We start from the raw sequence: 15,988 nt of genomic DNA, 5'->3' as shown, positions 1-15,988 counted from the left end.
TAGAAGTCGCGCGCATTCTGCACAAGCGGACTTCGCTATTCGTCCTTGGCCACGAGGAATATTTCACCACTGCTTTCAAGCGCGCGCACGGTGTTAACGATGCGCATCATGGCGGCTTCGGCGTCGGCAGTGGTGACGCCTTTTTTCTCGGCCGCTTCGCTGCGCAGACTGTCGGCGAGGCGTTGCGAAATATTGTCCATGATGAAGTCTACGGTGGCGATGTCTTCGCCTTGTGCGCCCGCGATCGCGGTCAGCAGGTCGGATTGGTCGATGTCGCGCTGAATGCGGGGGATATCCCTGCCGGCGACGCGGTCCTTGATATTGGCGAAGGTGAAGATCGCCTTGCGAACCTTTTCGGCGAAGTCCGCGTCTTCTGCGTCGAGGTCGTCGAGGACCTGATTGCGCACAGTCGCAGGAGAGTAGTTAAGGATGGCACCGACCCGGTCGACGGGACCGTCCGAAAAGGCGCGGACCGGGCGGGTATCGAGTTGCTCGGCCAGTGCGATGCCGACCCGCCGGACCATGGGGGGCGCGACGGCGCCGGTGAGGGAGATGGCATATGTAATGCGCCGGGCGCGATCACCAGGCAGTAAGCCAAGCAGCTCGGCCGCCTTGGAGACCTTCAGCTTGGAAAGGACGATCGCGGCGACTTCGATGGATTCGTTCTGAAGGACCTGCGCGAGACGGTCGTTGTCGACCGTGCCGATCTTGTCCCACGGGTCGCCGTGATAGTCGTCAGAGGACATGCGCCGCACACGGCTGGACGCACTGGCCGAGATGACGTCTTCCAGAAGGCCAAGTGCGCCTTCCAGACCCGCAGGAAAGGACAGACCAATTTTTTCAATGGCGTCCGCGAATTCCGCCGCGACAGCATCGACGGTATTCTGATCGACCGGCGTCATGCGGGCCAGTTGCAGGGTGAGTTCTGTCTGCAAGCTGTCGGGCAGGTCGGCAATGGCTGGCACCGAACCGCTGGAAAGCAGCAGGCGCACGACAATCGCCGCTTTTTCACGCCCCGTCAGGCCCGAAGTCGATGCCATACCCGGCAAATCCAATGGATTGGCCAAAGCCAGGTCTAGAGACATTTCCTCACCTCCGTTCGCGCCTGTTCTAGGCGCGAACGATTAAATTTTGCCTACCAACTGCGGAGTTAATACCCGCTGTCGGCACCATCGAGGTGAAGGCGCAGCGCGATTTCGGGCCATGTCTGGCGACCGCCACGCTGGCGGATTTCGGACAGTTGGTTTTCGGCGGCCTTTATGAAACCTGCGTCTGCCAGACCCTGGCCATAGTAGGAGCGGGCCAGAAGGTTGTTCGGATTGGCGTCGAGCGCGGCAAGGTAAAAGCTTTCGGCACTGGTCCAGTCACCTGATTTTCGGGCCACAAAGCCTTGGTATGTCAGGGTCTTGTCGGTCTTTTCCATGCGCGCCAGAACGCGGATCGCATCTTCCAGACGGCCCGCCCATGCAAGCTCGCGTGCGTCGAGATAGAGCGCGGCCTGATCGTCGATGGAAGCTTCGGGGGTGACGCAGGCTTTGGTCGCATCGTCGTAGATGAACCCTTCGGCGCAGTCTGTGGTTGTCTCGGTCGGCTTTGGCGGAGCCGAAAATTCCTCAAGCTCGACCGCAAGAGCGGGGGTAACCATCGCGAGCGTAAAAAAGGCGGCTCTGATGGAGCCGCCCAAAGTCACCGAGGGAATCATGCTTTTAGCTTGTTGTTGGAACACAACCTTGTGCCTCTGAACTGTAAACACTGCCTTCCGCGCAAGACATCGATGCGGTTTCGGACTTGGTGTGGCCAAAGCTGCACCCTTCAGCAAGGGCCAGCGACGGCGCTGCAACAAGGGCCAGAGCGGCCAGAAGGATTTTCGTCTTCATTGGTCTCTCCATCATTGACATGACAGAAAGGTAGCACGCAACAGGCGTTGGTCAAAGCCGAGATATTGTGCGGTTTTGAAACAGTCAGGAGGGGCCGAAGACGCGGGCGAATATGGTGTCGACGTGTTTGGTGTGGTGGCCGAGGTCAAAGTTTTCGGCGATCTCGTCGGGCGACATGGCTGCGGTGACTTCGGCGTCGCCGAGAAGCTCGGTCTGGAAGTCCTTGCCTTCTTCCCAGACCTTCATCGCGTTGCGTTGCACAAGGCGATAGGCGTCTTCGCGACTGACGCCCTTTTGAGTGAGGGCGAGAAGCACACGCTGAGAATGAACAAGGCCGCGGAACTGATTGAGATTCCTCATCATATTGTCGGGATAGATCACCAGTTTCTCGATTACGCCTGTGAGGCGCGCAAGCGCAAAATCGAGCGTCACGGTTGCATCAGGCGCGATACCGCGTTCGACCGAGGAGTGCGAGATATCGCGTTCATGCCAGAGTGCTACGTTTTCCATGGCGGGCACGACGGTCATGCGGACAAGGCGGGCAAGCCCGGTGAGGTTTTCGGTCAGCACGGGGTTGCGTTTGTGCGGCATCGCTGAGGAGCCCTTTTGGCCTTTCGAGAAGAACTCCTCGGCTTCAAGCACTTCCGTGCGCTGCATGTGGCGGATTTCGATGGCGATGTTCTCGATCGAGGACGCGATGACGCCTAGGGTCGCGAAGAACATGGCATGACGATCGCGGGGGATGACTTGTGTCGAGATCGGCTCGGGCGTCAGGCCGAGCTTTTCGCAAACGTGGGCTTCGACAGCCGGATCGATATTGGCGAATGTGCCGACGGCGCCGGAGATGGCGCCGGTGGCGATTTCGGCGCGGGCGTTTCTCAGTCGTGCAAGGCCACGGTCCATTTCGGCGTAAAAGCGCGCGAATGTGAGGCCCATGGTGACGGGTTCGGCGTGAATGCCGTGCGAACGACCGATACGGACGTCCATCTTATGTTCGATCGCGCGCGTCTTGAGGGCGGCGAGCAGCTTTTCCATATCAGCGATGAGGATGTCTGCGGCCCGCACAAGCTGGACGTTGAGCGTGGTATCGAGGACATCTGAGGAGGTCATACCCTGATGGACGAAGCGGGCTTCGGAATGACCAATGATTTCTGCAAGATGCGTGAGGAACGCGATGACGTCATGCTTGGTGACGGCTTCGATCTCGTCGATGCGGGCGACGTTGAATTCGACGTCATTGGCTTTCCAGACGGCAGCGGCGCTTTCGGCGGGAATGACGCCGAGGGCGGCCTGAGCGTCGCAGGCGTGGGCTTCGATTTCGTACCAGATGCGGAATTTGGTTTCGGGCGACCAAATGGCGACCATGTCGGGGCGGGCGTATCTGGGGATCATGTTTCTTCAGCCTTTCGAATTGCGTGCGCGCGCTCTGCGTTTAGACTGGGTCGGCGGCAGGAACAAGGAGCGCGGGATGCGCTATTTTTTCGCGGGATCGGCTTTGGCCGCTGAACGGTATTGTGTGGATGTGCCGGCGCCATCGGGCGCTGGTCGGCAAGGGGGCGGTGTATGAGTGGATTGGGGTCTCTGACGGCTTTGGAGGGGCGCTGGAAGATGGCGCGCGAAATCGTTCACGACGATGGGCGGCGCGATGTGTTTCAGGGCGAGAGCGTGTTTCAACGCTCGGGCCGACGGTTGGTGCAGGACGAGGCGGGCGTTTTGACGCCGGCGCGGGGTGGCACGCCGATGAAAGCGACACGACGGTATGTCTGGAGCGTGGATGGGACCCGCGTGGATGTAGCGTTTGGGGATATGCGCCCCTTTCATTCTGTGCCTCTGGGGGTCAAGGCTTATGAGACGACCTATTTGTGTCCGCCTGATCGATACCAGGTATCGTATGATTTCAAGGATTTCCCTGAGTGGTCTGCGGTCTGGCAAGTGGAAGGGCCGCGCAAATCCTATCGGATGGAGACGCGCTATTCGCGGATTTCGGGGTGACTGATTTTGCCCTCGCGCGTGCTTGCGGGCGGGGGCGCGGGGTGCGATAGTCCGGTCAAAGCAAACTTCAACGACGAGGGAAAACTCATGTCCACACTTACAGCCCGCCCGGTGCTGGCCGATCTGTTCGGAACGAATGAAGGCAGCGCGCTGCGCGTCAAGCAGGTCGTTCTGGTTCTGGCAGGGATCGCGGTTCTGGCGATTGCCGCGAAAATCCGCATTCCGATGTGGCCGGTGCCGATGACCATGGGGACATTCGCGGTTCTGACCATCGGTGCAGCCTATGGTCCGCGTCTGGGGCTGACGACGATTCTTGCCTATCTTGCAGTTGGCGCGCTTGGGTTCAACGTATTCGCCGGTTCGTCGTCGACGGAATACGGATTGGCGTACATGATGGGCGGTACGGGCGGATATCTGGTTGGATATGCCTTGGCGGCTGTGGCGCTCGGGGCTTTCGCGCGGGCAGGATGGGATCGTTCATTTGGCAAGATGGCTGCGGCTTTGTTTGCCGGTAATGCGATCATCTACCTTCCAGGGCTGGTCTGGCTTGGTGTGCTTTATGGTTGGGACAAGCCGCTTTTGGAGTGGGGTCTGACACCGTTTCTGGCGGGCGACGCCCTGAAGCTGGTTCTGGCGGCGATGCTGGTGCCGGCGGTCTGGAAGCTGGTTGGCGACGCGCGTCGTTGAGATTGTTTCGCCGCCCTTCGGGGCGGCGACCGACTGGGGGCTTCGCCCCCAGACCCCCAGGATATTTGAGCCAAAAAGAAGACGGGGCGATTTGCCCTGCGCTTGAGGTGTTTCTTGCATCAGGAGGTGCGTTGTGGCGGTCAGAAATCGGTTTGCCGAGCTTCATGACGAGATAAGCGGGTGGCGTCGCGAGATGCATCGACACCCTGAGTTGCAGTTCGATGTGGAGCGCACGGCAGGGTTTGTCGAAGAGCTTTTGCGCGATTTCGGCTGTGACGAGGTTGTTGCGGGCATCGGGCGCACCGGCGTGGTCGGGTTGATCCGGGGACGCAAGACCGGGTCTGGCCGGGTGATCGGACTTCGCGCGGACATGGATGCCTTGCCGATTCATGAAGCGACCGGCGTCGAATATGCCTCGACTGTGCCGGGCAAGATGCATGCCTGCGGGCATGACGGGCATACGGCGATGCTGTTGGGAGCTGCGAAATATCTGGCGGAGACGCGCAATTTCGACGGCACGATCGCGGTGATCTTTCAGCCTGCCGAAGAGGGTGGCGGCGGTGGGCGCGAGATGGTCAATGACGGATTGATGGAGCGGTTCGGAATCGACGAAGTGTATGGGATGCACAATGTGCCGGGCCGGGCCTTGGGGGAATTCGCGATCCGGCCGGGGGCGTTTTACGCCTCAACCGATGAGATACATATCACGATCACCGGAAAGGGTGGTCATGCCGCCCAACCGCATCAGACAGTGGATGCGACGTTGGTGGGTGCTCATGTGGTGACCGCCTTGCAGACGATTGTCAGCCGCCAGATCGACCCCGTTGATCAGGTTGTGGTGTCGATCACGTCGTTCGAGACCTCGACGACCGCCTATAATGTCGTGGTGGAAGAAGTCGTGCTGAAGGGCACTTTGCGCACGATGACCGAGGAAAACCGGACATTCGCGAAGCGGCGGATCGTGGAAATTGCGACCGGGATCTCGGCGTCGCTGGGTGCGAAGGGCGATGCGCAAATCCATGAGGGATATCCGGTTATGATCAATAGCGCCGAGCATGCCGATTTTGCAGCGCAGGCGGCCGCCAAGGTGGCGGGCAAGTGTGAGACGGCACCTGTTTACCTTTGGGGCGAGGATTTCGGGTATATGCTGAACGCCCGACCGGGGGCCTATATTCACCTCGGGATTGGTGACAATTCACCGCTGCATCATCCCGAATACAACTTCAATGACGAAGCCATTCCGGCGGGGTGTTCGTTTTTTGTCGAGCTGGCCGAGAGCCGTCTGCCCATAGCCAGTTAGACGTTTTTGAGGTCGATCAAGGCGCCTGGGCCGTGGGTGTCGCAGGATCGCCAAAAGAAAGGCGGGACCCATGACCGATAGCCTAAACATCACGATCGCGGGCGCAGGCATTGGCGGTCTGGCCGCTGCGACGGCATTGGCTCGAACGGGGCATTCCGTTGTCGTGGCCGAGCGCGCACCAAAGATCGGTGAGGTCGGGGCCGGCATCCAGATCAGTCCGAATGGGATGGCCGTGCTGCGCGCGATCGGCGTGGCGGGTGATCTGGAACCTGTGTCCTTGAAAGGCACTGCGGTTCGGCTGTTTGATGGCCCGAGCGGTCGGGAAATCCTGAAACTCGATCTGGAAAAGCATGGGCACGGACTGGAGTGGCGGTTTGTTCATCGTGCGCGATTGATCGAGGTTTTGAAGGCGGCTGCGGAAACCGCTGGTGTGCGGGTCGAGACGGGACGCGAGGTTGCGCCCCTGCCGGAAGGTGCGGCTCTGCCGGGCGACGATCTGTTGATCGGGGCGGATGGGCTGCATTCGAAGGTGCGGGCACGGGTGGATGAGGCGACAAAACCGTTTTTTACCAAACAGGTGGCGTGGCGCGCCCTTATTCCGGGTGACGGACCGCCGGTGGCAGAGGTCCATATGGGCCCCGGACGCCATGTGGTGAGCTATCCGCTGCCCGGTGGTTTGCGCAATGTCGTGGCCGTCGAGGAACGATCCGGTTGGGCCGAGGAGGGCTGGAGCCACAACGATCACCCCGGCAATCTTCGGGGAGCCTTTGCGGGCTTTTCACCGCGGGTTCGCGGATGGCTTGAGGCTGTGGATGAGTGTTTCCTCTGGGGGTTGTTCCGGCACCGTGTTGCGGATCGATGGTGGGATCGACAGCAGGTCTTGTTGGGCGATGCCGCACATCCGACGCTGCCGTTTCTGGCGCAAGGGGCCAATATGGCGCTGGAAGATGCCTGGGCTCTGAGTGCGGCGATCGGGTCGGGACCATTGCCTGAGGCGCTGGCGCGCTATCAGGACCAGCGGCGCGAAAGGGTCTTGCGTGTGGTCGAGGCCGCGACGGCCAATGCACGTAATTATCATCTGAAAAGCGCGCCTGTGCGGTTGGCAGCGCATGGTATCCTGCGGCTGGTTGGTGCTGTGGCTCCGGCGCAACCGCTTCGCCGTTTCGACTGGCTTTACGGGTATGACGTGACCAGAGAGGAATGAGCCTCTTTTCATTTGCGTGGCGGCGTGGTTCATCTGTGGCATGTCGCTGACAAGCCTAATAACGACCGCCTATCGCGCCAGAATCGAAGCTGAACATCTGACCCCTGATCCGGCGCAAGAGGCAGTTTTGAGCGAGCTTGATTGCATCGCGATGGGTTTGAGAAACGCGCCCCAAAAGGGTGGCAGTCTGGGCTGGATGTTCGCCATAAAGTCGGAACCCGTTCGGGGATTGTATCTGTGGGGCGGGGTCGGGCGCGGCAAATCCATGCTGATGGATTTGTTCCACGAGGCCGCTGGCGTCGAAAAGAGCCGACGCGTGCACTTTCACGCTTTCATGCAAGAGGTTCAGACCGCGCTGCACGCCGCGCGCAAGACCGGCGTGGACGATGCGATCCGCCCGGTGGCGGACGAAATGGCGGCTGGACTGCAGCTTTTGTGTCTTGATGAGATGCAGATCACCGATATCGCGGATGCGATGATTGTCGGGCGTTTGTTCGAACGCATGTTCGAGGCGGGTGTGACGGTTGTCACGACGTCGAACCGGCCGCCGGACGACCTCTATAAGGACGGGTTGAACCGGGCGCTGTTCTTGCCGTTCATCTCATTGATGAAGGACAAAATGGAGGTCTGGCATCTGCATTCGCCGCGCGATTGGCGGCAGGATCGGCTGGAAGGTGCCAAGACATACTTCCATCCGGCGGATGCTGCGGCGCGCGCCGAAGTATCCGCACTCTGGCAGGATTTCGCGGGGGATGCGTCGCATCCTCTGGTTCTGAAAGTGAAGGGGCGCGAGGTTACGATTCCGGCTTTTGCAAATGGCGTGGCGCGGGCACAATTCTACGACCTTTGCGGGCAGCCGCTGGGGCCTGCGGATTATCTGGCACTGGCGGACGCGATCCGGGTCCTCATTCTCGAGGACATCCCGCGGCTGTCCAGCGAGAACTATAATCAGGCGCGGCGCTTCGTGACGCTGATCGACGCGCTCTATGAGGCCCGCATCCGTCTTATCGCGACGGCAGCCGATACTCCGGAGAACCTCTATATCGAAGGCGAGGGCAGCTTTGAGTTCGAGCGCACGGCCAGCAGATTGCGCGAAATGCAATCGGCCGAGTGGATGGCCGAAGACTAGGGCTTCACCCTTTCAAAAATACCACGGGGGAAGCCTACAGGCCGGGGGCAGAGCCCCCGTTCTCATGCACGCTCAAGCGCGGCGACGATGCCGCCGAAGTCTTCCGCTTTCAAGGACGCGCCCCCAACCAAGGCACCGTCTACGTCCGCCACACCGAAGATTTCGTCGGCGTTCGATGGTTTTACGGAGCCTCCATAGAGGATCGGCATATCATCACCCGCCGCACCGAAACGTGCCTTGAGACGAGACCTGATGTCGGCGTGGACAGCGGCGATTTCGTCGAGTGTGGGCACCTTTCCGGTGCCGATGGCCCAGACCGGTTCGTAAGCAATCACGGTGTTGTCGCCATCTGCACCGTCCGGCACAGACCCTGAGAGCTGACTTGCGACCACGTCTATGGTTTGCCCGGCCTCGCGCTCGGCGAGCGTTTCGCCCAGGCAAATCACGGCGACCAGTCCGGCCCTCCAGACAGCGGCTGTTTTCGCGGCGATATCGCTGTCCGTCTCTCCGTGATCGGCGCGACGCTCTGAATGACCGACTATGACGTGGCTGCCGCCTGCGTCGGCGATCATTTCGGCGGAGATATCCCCGGTATGCGCGCCCGAGGTTGCCGCGTGGCAATCCTGCCCGCCGGTTTTGATCGTAGTGCCGGATGTGCGCTCGCTCAGACGTGACAACAGCGTGGCGGGCGGACAGATCAACATATCGCAGCCGGGGTTTGGGTATGCCTTGGCGAGGGCTTCAATCTCGGCAAGGCTCGCGCCCGTGCCGTTCATCTTCCAGTTTCCTGCGGCCAGTTTGCGCGCCATGTGGCGTCCTCCAAATTCAGGGTTTGGCGGACAATGGCGGACGGGGCAGGAAGGTCAAGCCTTGGGCGCGTTTTCGAGTTCTGCCGCCAAAGCCGCGACGTCTTTGAACTTGATCGACTCTCCGCATCCGCAAGCGTCTTCGACGTTAGGATTACGGAATTTGAAGCCGCTTTCCAAAAGCGAAGTTTCATAGTCGATTTCCGTGCCGAAAAGGAACATCTGCGCCATCGGTGCGATCATCACACGCGCACCGCCCTGTTCGACGACTTCGTCCATGGGGTCGACCTCGCTGGCGTAATCCATGGTGTATTCCATGCCCGCACAGCCGCCCTTTTTGACGCCGATGCGCAGGCCGGCATGGCCTTCGCGATTCATCAGCTTGGCGATCTGTGTGATCGCAGCCGGGGTCATCTGGACGGCCTGTTTGCCGGGGATCGAGAACATCGGGGTTACTCCTTTGATCCTAATTTAAGTCGTTGTGTGCGCTGAAACAAGCGGGCGCGCGGGATTTCCGGCGACCGTGGCCTGCGCTGCCACGTCACGCGTGACAACTGCGCCTGCGCCGATGATGGCGCCACCGCCGATTGTGACACCAGGCAGGATGATCGCGCCGCCGCCAATCCAGACGTTCTTGCCGATTGTCACGGGGCGGCCCAGTTCGAGCCCTTTTTCGCGTGTTTCAGGATCGCGCGGGTGATCGGCGGCTAGGATTTGCGTCAGGGGGCCGATCTCGGTTCTGTCACCGATGCGAATCGGGCAGACATCCAGCAGCACGCAGCCGTAGTTCATGAAAACGCCCTGGCCCAGATAGATGTTGTAACCATAGTCCACTTGAAACGCCGGTCTGACGGCGGCCGTTTCAGCGCCGCTGCCCAAAAGCTCAGTCAAAATGCCGACGCGCGCCGGATCGCCGACGATTGTCTGGTTGTAGACGCGCATCAGTTCCTGCGCCCGCCGGCGTTCGGCCACCAGTTGAGGATCACCCGGGCGATAGAGCGCACCGGAGATCATTTTTTCTTTTTCGGTCGGCACTGGCCTTACATGAAACCGAGTTCAAGGCGGGCTTCGTCGGACATCATGTCCATGCCCCAGGGCGGCTCCCATGTCAGTTCGACATCAACGGATTTGACGCCGGGCAGCGGCTCGATCGCATCGGCGACCCAGCCCGGCATCTCCCCTGCGACGGGGCAACCGGGGGCGGTAAGGGTCATGATAACCGTCACAGCCCCTTCGTCAGCGATTTCAATGGTATAGACCAAGCCGAGGTCGAAAATATTGACCGGAATTTCCGGGTCAAACACCGATCGACATGCGTCCACGACGGCTTCATGCAGCGGGTGATCCGTGCTGGATGGTTTGATCAGCGGAGCCCCTTCAAGGGGTGCGGTAGAGTTCATGACGCGGTCCGATTTCTAGTTCTTGAGTCTTTATATAGGGAATAGGCCGCTTGGGTAAAGGCGGGGATTGGGGGTTCCGGGCGCGCGGGTTTCCTTTTACATCGCTTCTTGGTGCAAAGTGGGGGCCGTGATGACTGCGACTTTTTCATTCGATCTGAAGGCCACGGACGGCGCGGCGCGCACCGGAGTTATTTCGACTCCGCGTGGAAACATCCGCACGCCTGCGTTCATGCCGGTTGGCACGGCCGCGACCGTGAAGGCGATGATGCCGGAAAGCGTTGCGGCGACGGGTGCGGATATTCTGTTGGGCAATACCTACCATCTGATGCTGCGGCCCGGAGCCGAACGAATCGAGCGATTGGGCGGTTTGCACAAATTCATGAACTGGGAGCGCCCGATCCTGACGGACTCGGGTGGATTTCAGGTGATGAGTCTGGCGGATTTGCGAAAGCTCACCGAGAAGGGCGTGACGTTCAAGAGCCATATTGATGGCTCCAAGCACGAACTGACGCCCGAGCGTTCGATGGAAATTCAGCGACAGTTGGGGTCAGATATCGTGATGTGCTTTGACGAATGCCCCGCGCTGCCGTCCGATCGCGCCCGGATCGAGGACAGCATGCGGCTGTCGATGCGGTGGGCAGCGCGCTCGCGCGAAGCTTTTGGAGACCGGCCGGGCCACGCGTTGTTTGGGATTCAGCAAGGCGGTCTGGAACAGGATTTGCGACAGGAAAGTGCCGATGCCTTGCGTGGAATCGGGTTTGATGGCTACGCGGTGGGCGGGCTTGCGGTTGGCGAGGGGCAGGAGGCCATGTTCGCCGTGTTGGATTATGCGCCTGCACAATTGCCGGTCGACAAGCCACGGTATCTGATGGGCGTTGGCAAGCCGGACGACATTGTGGGTGCGGTGAAGCGCGGAATTGACATGATGGACTGCGTCTTGCCGTCGCGTTCGGGGCGGACAGGTCAGGCGTTCACGCGCCGCGGCGTGGTGAACATCAAGAACGCGCGCCACGCCGATGATCCGCGGCCCCTGGATGAGCAATGCGCCTGTCCGGCGTGTTCTAAGTATTCGCGGGCCTATCTGCACCACGTATTTCGGGCGGGTGAAATGATTTCCGGCATGTTGCTGACCTGGCATAATCTTCATTATTTTCAAGAGATTATGTCGGGGATGCGTGCGGCTATTGAAGAAGGAGCCTTTGAGGAATGGGAGCGCGGGTTTCATGAAACCCGGGCCAAGGGCGACATCGATGCGCTTTAGGCAGATGCCGTCTTGAGCTGCTTTTTTTCGATTTTGCGTCGCGCGGCCGCTTGTAGGTGGCCGTAGAGCGACTTGTCCTTGCCGCCGTGCAAGCGCGCTTCAAGGTGGTCCGCGTAGTCTTCAGCGAAGTTTCGGCTCCAAAAGTCCCAAAGGCTCATCGGGGCCATGCCGGTGAGGGTGGTTTTTATCGCTATTTCGGTTGTTTCTGGGCCGGTTGAAGTGAGGGCATAGGACATGTCCTGGCCGCGCACGAAGCCTTTTTGGCCGTCATGGTGAATGGTGAAAGCAAGCGTGCCGTCTTCTTTTTTGTCCGCGATTTCTACGAATACGGCGTTTTCTCCATCCTTTGGGGGACGGTGGACAAGGTCAATGTCCGCGAGGTCGGTGCCGGGAGCGCGCCCCGGGATCATACGGTCTGCGACCTTATCCAAGGGCAGGGAGATGGCGCGCATGGAACTACTTTTGAAGGAGAATCCGAAAGGCAGGTATTTCCAAACGACCGACGACGTCGACATGATCGCGGCCCAGCAGAATAAGATGCTGCCGATATTGCCAAAGGTCGCGCGGACAGTGCTTCCGAGGCCGAGGCCTTCAAACACAAGGATGATCGCCGCACTCCCGACCATGCCGTCGAGGTAGGCCTGAAACCGCATCGGGACGAGTGTGATGGCAACTATGGTCGCAATGAAAGCAAGGACGAATGCAATCAGGGCGATGGCAAGTAGAGTAAAGGCAAAAGGCGGGAGGTCCAGAAGCAAGAAAAGCTGCAAGGCTTCGAACGTCTCGCTGGCCCCTTCGGCCTGAACTACGGTCTGAAAGCCCCAGACCAGAGGCAGCCAAATCGTGTCACGGCCCGCTTGCAGCGCAGCCAGAATGAAGCCGATCCCAAACACGGTCGTATAGGACAGCAAACGGCGGCTTCGTCGGCGGATAAAGGGGCGGTGAGTCACGTTGTTTCGGAGTCGAAGAGAGGTCAGGCCGGGACGGCGACCGCATCATCCATCCAGCCGACATAGTTGCGTTGCCAAGCAGTCCCCGCGACGCGGACCTTGCCGCGACCTTCGGTGGCATAGGCGTGCAGACGCGCGCGCAGGCCAGTGCGGGCGGAGCGGGCAATTCTGCCGTGGATCACGCGACTGACCGCCACGCCGAAGCCAACCACGATACATGCGTTCAGAAGAGGTGAGGCAAGAATGGTTTCACCAAGAGTGGGGAAACTGAAGGCCAGTGCCGCGATCCCGAGCCTTGAAATGGCGATGGCTTCCAGCATGAAGCGGAAAGACGGGGCAAGGATGCAGACAAGGAGCGCAGCAATGCCGATGATGAATGCATAGATCAGCCCGACAATGAACGGGGCGGGCAATCCGAACAGGACCATGTCCAGACGCGCATAGAAAAGGATACCTGCGACAAAGGCCGTCAGGGTCACAAAATAAAGCCGTCTTCTTTCAAAATGCACCGCGTATCGTAAGCCTGCCCACATATGCAGTTCCCATTCTTGCCTGTTTGAGCGCCCCTCAGCACTTTTTTTGTTAATAAGAGACTAAGGTTAAAATGCGGCCAATCCATTAATTTTCTCTAAAAACGAAACAGACGGCGGTATCCTGCCGGTCTGTTGTCGATCGTCGGCGGGATGATGAACCTTTCACGAGTTTCGCAAACTTCGCGAATTGCCTTGCGGGACTGGTTGCACCTTGCATCTGAAAGGCCCACACTTGGGAAAGCTTGAAACAGTGGTTGAAGCCCGTGGTCTGACCCCCACATATAGTACCAAAGTTAGGAGAGGCTTTTGGTTGCCGCGTGTCGGGACCGGGTCTCTTGCCAAGTATGAGGACATATAATGACCGTCTCTTTTGAAGACTCCTTTCCGGTCCTGCCGCTGCGCGACATAGTCGTGTTTCCGCATATGATCGTGCCGCTCTTTGTCGGGCGCGAAAAGTCGGTGCGCGCGCTTGAAGAAGTGATGCGTGACGACAAACAAATTCTGCTGTCCAGCCAGATCGATCCGTCGATTGACGATCCGTCGATTGACGGCATCTTCCGCGTAGGCGTGCTTGCCAACGTGCTGCAGCTTTTGAAACTGCCCGACGGCACTGTCAAAGTGCTGGTCGAGGGCCGTGCGCGCGTGCGGATAACCGATTTCGTGGAAAATGACGTGTATTTCGAAGCCTTCGCCGAACCTTTGAGCGAGGAAATGGGCGACGAAGCGTCGGTCGAGGCGCTTGTGCGCTCGGTTGCCGAAGAATTCGAGCGCTATGCAAAGGTCAAGAAGAACATCCCGGAAGAAGCTTTGGCGCAGGTCAGCGAGACCCGTGAAGCGGCTAAGCTTGCCGACCTCGTTTCGGGGCATCTGGGTGTCGAAGTTGACCAGAAGCAAAAGCTTCTGGAGACGCTTGTCGTCGCGGAGCGGCTTGAAGTCGTGTACGGACTGATGCAGGGCGAAATGTCCGTGCTGCAGGTCGAAAAGAAGATCAAGACGCGCGTGAAGTCGCAGATGGAGCGCACCCAGCGCGAGTACTATTTGAATGAGCAGATGAAGGCCATTCAGAAGGAACTTGGTGACGGCGAAGAGGGGGCCAACGAGGTCGCCGAGCTTGAAGAGAAGATTGCCAATACGAAGTTCTCAAAAGAGGCCCGTGAAAAGGCCGAAGCTGAGCTGAAGAAGCTGAAGTCGATGTCTCCGATGTCGGCGGAAGCGACGGTTGTGCGCAATTACCTCGACTGGATGCTGGCGATCCCATGGGGCACGAAATCGCGGGTCAAGAAAGACCTTGGCCGTGCCGAGGCTATTCTGGACGCGGATCACTATGGGCTTGAGAAGGTCAAGGAACGCATCATCGAGTATCTAGCGGTGCAGCAGCGTTCGAAGAAGCTGAAGGGGCCGATCATGTGCCTCGTCGGACCTCCGGGCGTGGGTAAGACCTCGCTGGGTAAGTCTGTCGCCAAGGCAACGGGGCGCGAGTTCATTCGCATCTCGCTGGGTGGCGTGCGTGATGAAAGCGAAATTCGCGGTCACCGGCGGACCTATATCGGCTCAATGCCCGGCAAGATTATTCAGGCGCTGAAGAAGGCAAAAACGACGAACCCGCTTATCTTGCTCGATGAGATCGACAAGATGGGGCAGGATTTCCGGGGCGACCCGGCGTCGGCGATGCTTGAGGTCCTGGATCCGGAGCAGAACGGCACGTTTGTCGATCACTATCTGGAGGTCGAGTACGACCTTTCGAACGTGATGTTCCTGACGACAGCCAACTCCTACAACATGCCCGGGCCTCTGTTGGACCGGATGGAGATCATTCCACTGGCCGGTTACACCGAGGACGAGAAGCGAGAGATCGCCAAGCAGCATCTTCTGGCCAAGCAGATGAAAAACCACGGATTGAAGCCAAGCGAGTTCGAGCTGACCGATGCGGCGCTGAACGAGATGATCCGCACTTACACCCGCGAGGCTGGTGTTCGAAATCTTGAGCGTGAAATCGCAAAGCTGGCGCGCAAGGCCGTGACCAAGATCGTTCGCAATGTTGAGGGCAAGGTCGTCATCACCCCGGAAAACCTCGAAGACTATCTAGGGGTGAAGAAATATCGGTATGGTCTGGCCGAAGCGACGGATCAGATCGGCGTCGTAACGGGTCTTGCCTGGACGAGCGTTGGTGGCGATCTGTTGCAGATCGAAGCGCTGCGCCTGCCGGGCAAGGGTCGGATGAAGACCACCGGTAAGCTTGGAGATGTCATGAAGGAGTCGATTGATGCGGCTTCCAGTTATGTTCGCTCCATTGCGCCCGAGATCGGGGTGAAGCCTCCGAAATTCGACACGATGGATATTCACGTTCATGTGCCCGACGGGGCAACACCAAAGGACGGGCCGTCTGCCGGTTTGGCTATGGTGACGTCGATCGTCTCGGTTCTGACGCAGATTCCGGTGAAGAAAGATATTGCGATGACCGGCGAGGTCTCCTTGCGCGGGAACGCAATGCCGATCGGTGGTCTGAAAGAGAAGCTGTTGGCGGCCCTTCGTGGCGGCATCAAGACGGTGCTGATCCCTGAAGAGAACGAGAAGGACTTGTCAGAGATCCCAGACAACGTGAAGGAAGGGTTGAACATCATTCCTGTCACGCATGTCAGCGAAGTTCTGAAGCACGCGCTGGTCCGCGCACCGGAGCCGATTGAATGGGACGAGGCTGCGGAAGAGGCCGCGGCGGCACAGCGTGCCCTTGAGGGACGCGATGGCGGCTCGGGTGCTGTCGCTCACTGACGCGAAGGCGATATCGGAAATGAGAAAGTGCGCGCCGGCAAGGCGCGCCCTTTTTTCACAAGACCCTTAAGTGAGTCTTG

17 protein-coding genes are annotated in these 15,988 nt (G+C 59.4%); 7 read left to right on the top strand and 10 right to left on the bottom strand.

Features of this window, described 5'->3' with window-relative positions:
• Positions 1-35: 35 nt before the first annotated feature.
• The 4 genes from BOA8489_RS02355 to purB form a co-directional block, all read right to left on the bottom strand.
• Entirely contained in the window at positions 36-1,085 is a 1,050-nt protein-coding gene (locus tag BOA8489_RS02355) for a flagellar motor switch protein FliG (protein ID WP_245813628.1), read from the bottom strand.
• Positions 1,086-1,150: 65 nt separating this feature from the next.
• Positions 1,151-1,702 (bottom strand): tetratricopeptide repeat protein, encoded by a 552-nt coding sequence (locus tag BOA8489_RS02350; RefSeq protein WP_093972343.1) that lies wholly within the window; start codon positions 1,700-1,702, stop codon positions 1,151-1,153.
• A gap of 4 nt (positions 1,703-1,706) precedes the next feature.
• Complete coding sequence (locus tag BOA8489_RS20325) at positions 1,707-1,877, bottom strand: hypothetical protein (protein WP_176440178.1); 171 nt, start codon at positions 1,875-1,877, stop codon at positions 1,707-1,709.
• Between the two features lie 84 nt (positions 1,878-1,961).
• Entirely contained in the window at positions 1,962-3,269 is a 1,308-nt protein-coding gene (gene purB / locus BOA8489_RS02345; RefSeq protein ID WP_093972342.1) for an adenylosuccinate lyase, read from the bottom strand.
• A 171-nt stretch (positions 3,270-3,440) separates the two neighbouring features.
• Here purB and BOA8489_RS02340 point away from each other — a divergent pair, with 171 nt between their 5' ends.
• From BOA8489_RS02340 to zapE, 5 genes are all read left to right on the top strand, one after another.
• Positions 3,441-3,869: a DUF6314 family protein gene (locus BOA8489_RS02340; RefSeq protein ID WP_093972341.1), complete on the top strand. Its 429-nt coding sequence runs from the start codon at positions 3,441-3,443 to the stop codon at positions 3,867-3,869.
• A gap of 87 nt (positions 3,870-3,956) precedes the next feature.
• Entirely contained in the window at positions 3,957-4,556 is a 600-nt protein-coding gene (locus BOA8489_RS02335) for a biotin transporter BioY (protein ID WP_093972340.1), read from the top strand.
• A 133-nt stretch (positions 4,557-4,689) separates the two neighbouring features.
• On the top strand, positions 4,690-5,856 hold the full coding sequence (locus BOA8489_RS02330; protein ID WP_093972339.1) for an amidohydrolase: 1,167 nt from the start codon (positions 4,690-4,692) through the stop codon (positions 5,854-5,856).
• 70 nt (positions 5,857-5,926) lie between these two features.
• The gene (locus BOA8489_RS02325) at positions 5,927-7,060 is read left to right on the top strand and encodes an FAD-dependent monooxygenase (protein ID WP_093972338.1); all 1,134 of its coding nucleotides are present in this window, start codon (positions 5,927-5,929) and stop codon (positions 7,058-7,060) included.
• A 40-nt stretch (positions 7,061-7,100) separates the two neighbouring features.
• Entirely contained in the window at positions 7,101-8,189 is a 1,089-nt protein-coding gene (zapE, locus tag BOA8489_RS02320) for a cell division protein ZapE (protein ID WP_093972502.1), read from the top strand.
• 62 nt (positions 8,190-8,251) lie between these two features.
• On the opposite strand, the gene tpiA is transcribed toward zapE, so the two are convergent.
• The 4 genes from tpiA to BOA8489_RS02300 are packed head-to-tail and all read right to left on the bottom strand — an operon-like array spanning position 8,252 to position 10,395.
• Positions 8,252-8,998, bottom strand: coding sequence for a triose-phosphate isomerase (gene tpiA, locus BOA8489_RS02315; protein WP_093972337.1), 747 nt, complete (start codon positions 8,996-8,998; stop codon positions 8,252-8,254).
• 54 nt (positions 8,999-9,052) lie between these two features.
• Positions 9,053-9,442, bottom strand: coding sequence for a HesB/IscA family protein (locus BOA8489_RS02310; RefSeq protein WP_093972336.1), 390 nt, complete (start codon positions 9,440-9,442; stop codon positions 9,053-9,055).
• Between the two features lie 24 nt (positions 9,443-9,466).
• Positions 9,467-10,030, bottom strand: a complete 564-nt coding sequence (locus tag BOA8489_RS02305; RefSeq protein ID WP_141138215.1) for a sugar O-acetyltransferase — start codon at positions 10,028-10,030, stop codon at positions 9,467-9,469.
• Positions 10,031-10,035: 5 nt separating this feature from the next.
• The gene (locus BOA8489_RS02300) at positions 10,036-10,395 is read right to left on the bottom strand and encodes an SUF system Fe-S cluster assembly protein (RefSeq protein ID WP_093972334.1); all 360 of its coding nucleotides are present in this window, start codon (positions 10,393-10,395) and stop codon (positions 10,036-10,038) included.
• 130 nt (positions 10,396-10,525) lie between these two features.
• Between BOA8489_RS02300 and tgt the strand changes: the two genes are divergently transcribed.
• Entirely contained in the window at positions 10,526-11,656 is a 1,131-nt protein-coding gene (gene tgt / locus BOA8489_RS02295) for a tRNA guanosine(34) transglycosylase Tgt (protein WP_093972333.1), read from the top strand.
• Here tgt and BOA8489_RS02290 read toward each other — a convergent pair.
• Positions 11,653-12,567 carry a hypothetical protein gene (locus tag BOA8489_RS02290; RefSeq protein ID WP_093972332.1) on the bottom strand — a complete coding sequence of 305 codons (915 nt, stop codon included), beginning with the start codon at positions 12,565-12,567 and terminating at the stop codon, positions 11,653-11,655. The genes tgt and BOA8489_RS02290 overlap by 4 nt on opposite strands.
• Positions 12,568-12,629: 62 nt before the next feature.
• Positions 12,630-13,139, bottom strand: a complete 510-nt coding sequence (locus tag BOA8489_RS02285) for a hypothetical protein (protein WP_093972331.1) — start codon at positions 13,137-13,139, stop codon at positions 12,630-12,632.
• 357 nt (positions 13,140-13,496) lie between these two features.
• On the opposite strand from BOA8489_RS02285, the gene lon reads away from it, so the two are divergent.
• Entirely contained in the window at positions 13,497-15,908 is a 2,412-nt protein-coding gene (gene lon / locus BOA8489_RS02280; protein WP_093972330.1) for an endopeptidase La, read from the top strand.
• Positions 15,909-15,988: the final 80 nt, after the last annotated feature.

Source organism: Boseongicola aestuarii (assembly GCF_900184815.1).
Lineage (GTDB): Bacteria > Pseudomonadota > Alphaproteobacteria > Rhodobacterales > Rhodobacteraceae > Boseongicola > Boseongicola aestuarii.
Note: the sequence above shows the minus strand (reverse complement) of the source record. Positions and strands in the feature narration are given on the sequence as shown.

Excerpts from the sequence above, each read along its gene's own strand:
- BOA8489_RS20325 (WP_176440178.1), bottom strand. The coding sequence starts at position 1,877 with ATGAAGACGAAAATCCTTCTGGCCGCTCTGGCCCTTGTTGCAGCGCCG.
- BOA8489_RS02310 (WP_093972336.1), bottom strand. The coding sequence starts at position 9,442 with ATGTTCTCGATCCCCGGCAAACAGGCCGTCCAGATGACCCCGGCTGCG.
- purB (WP_093972342.1), bottom strand. The coding sequence starts at position 3,269 with ATGATCCCCAGATACGCCCGCCCCGACATGGTCGCCATTTGGTCGCCC.
- BOA8489_RS02340 (WP_093972341.1), top strand. The coding sequence starts at position 3,441 with ATGAGTGGATTGGGGTCTCTGACGGCTTTGGAGGGGCGCTGGAAGATG.
- BOA8489_RS02350 (WP_093972343.1), bottom strand. The coding sequence starts at position 1,702 with ATGATTCCCTCGGTGACTTTGGGCGGCTCCATCAGAGCCGCCTTTTTT.
- BOA8489_RS02285 (WP_093972331.1), bottom strand. The coding sequence starts at position 13,139 with ATGTGGGCAGGCTTACGATACGCGGTGCATTTTGAAAGAAGACGGCTT.
- lon (WP_093972330.1), top strand. The coding sequence starts at position 13,497 with ATGACCGTCTCTTTTGAAGACTCCTTTCCGGTCCTGCCGCTGCGCGAC.
- tpiA (WP_093972337.1), bottom strand. The coding sequence starts at position 8,998 with ATGGCGCGCAAACTGGCCGCAGGAAACTGGAAGATGAACGGCACGGGC.
- zapE (WP_093972502.1), top strand. The coding sequence starts at position 7,101 with ATGTCGCTGACAAGCCTAATAACGACCGCCTATCGCGCCAGAATCGAA.
- BOA8489_RS02355 (WP_245813628.1), bottom strand. The coding sequence starts at position 1,085 with ATGTCTCTAGACCTGGCTTTGGCCAATCCATTGGATTTGCCGGGTATG.
- BOA8489_RS02335 (WP_093972340.1), top strand. The coding sequence starts at position 3,957 with ATGTCCACACTTACAGCCCGCCCGGTGCTGGCCGATCTGTTCGGAACG.
- BOA8489_RS02325 (WP_093972338.1), top strand. The coding sequence starts at position 5,927 with ATGACCGATAGCCTAAACATCACGATCGCGGGCGCAGGCATTGGCGGT.
- tgt (WP_093972333.1), top strand. The coding sequence starts at position 10,526 with ATGACTGCGACTTTTTCATTCGATCTGAAGGCCACGGACGGCGCGGCG.
- BOA8489_RS02300 (WP_093972334.1), bottom strand. The coding sequence starts at position 10,395 with ATGAACTCTACCGCACCCCTTGAAGGGGCTCCGCTGATCAAACCATCC.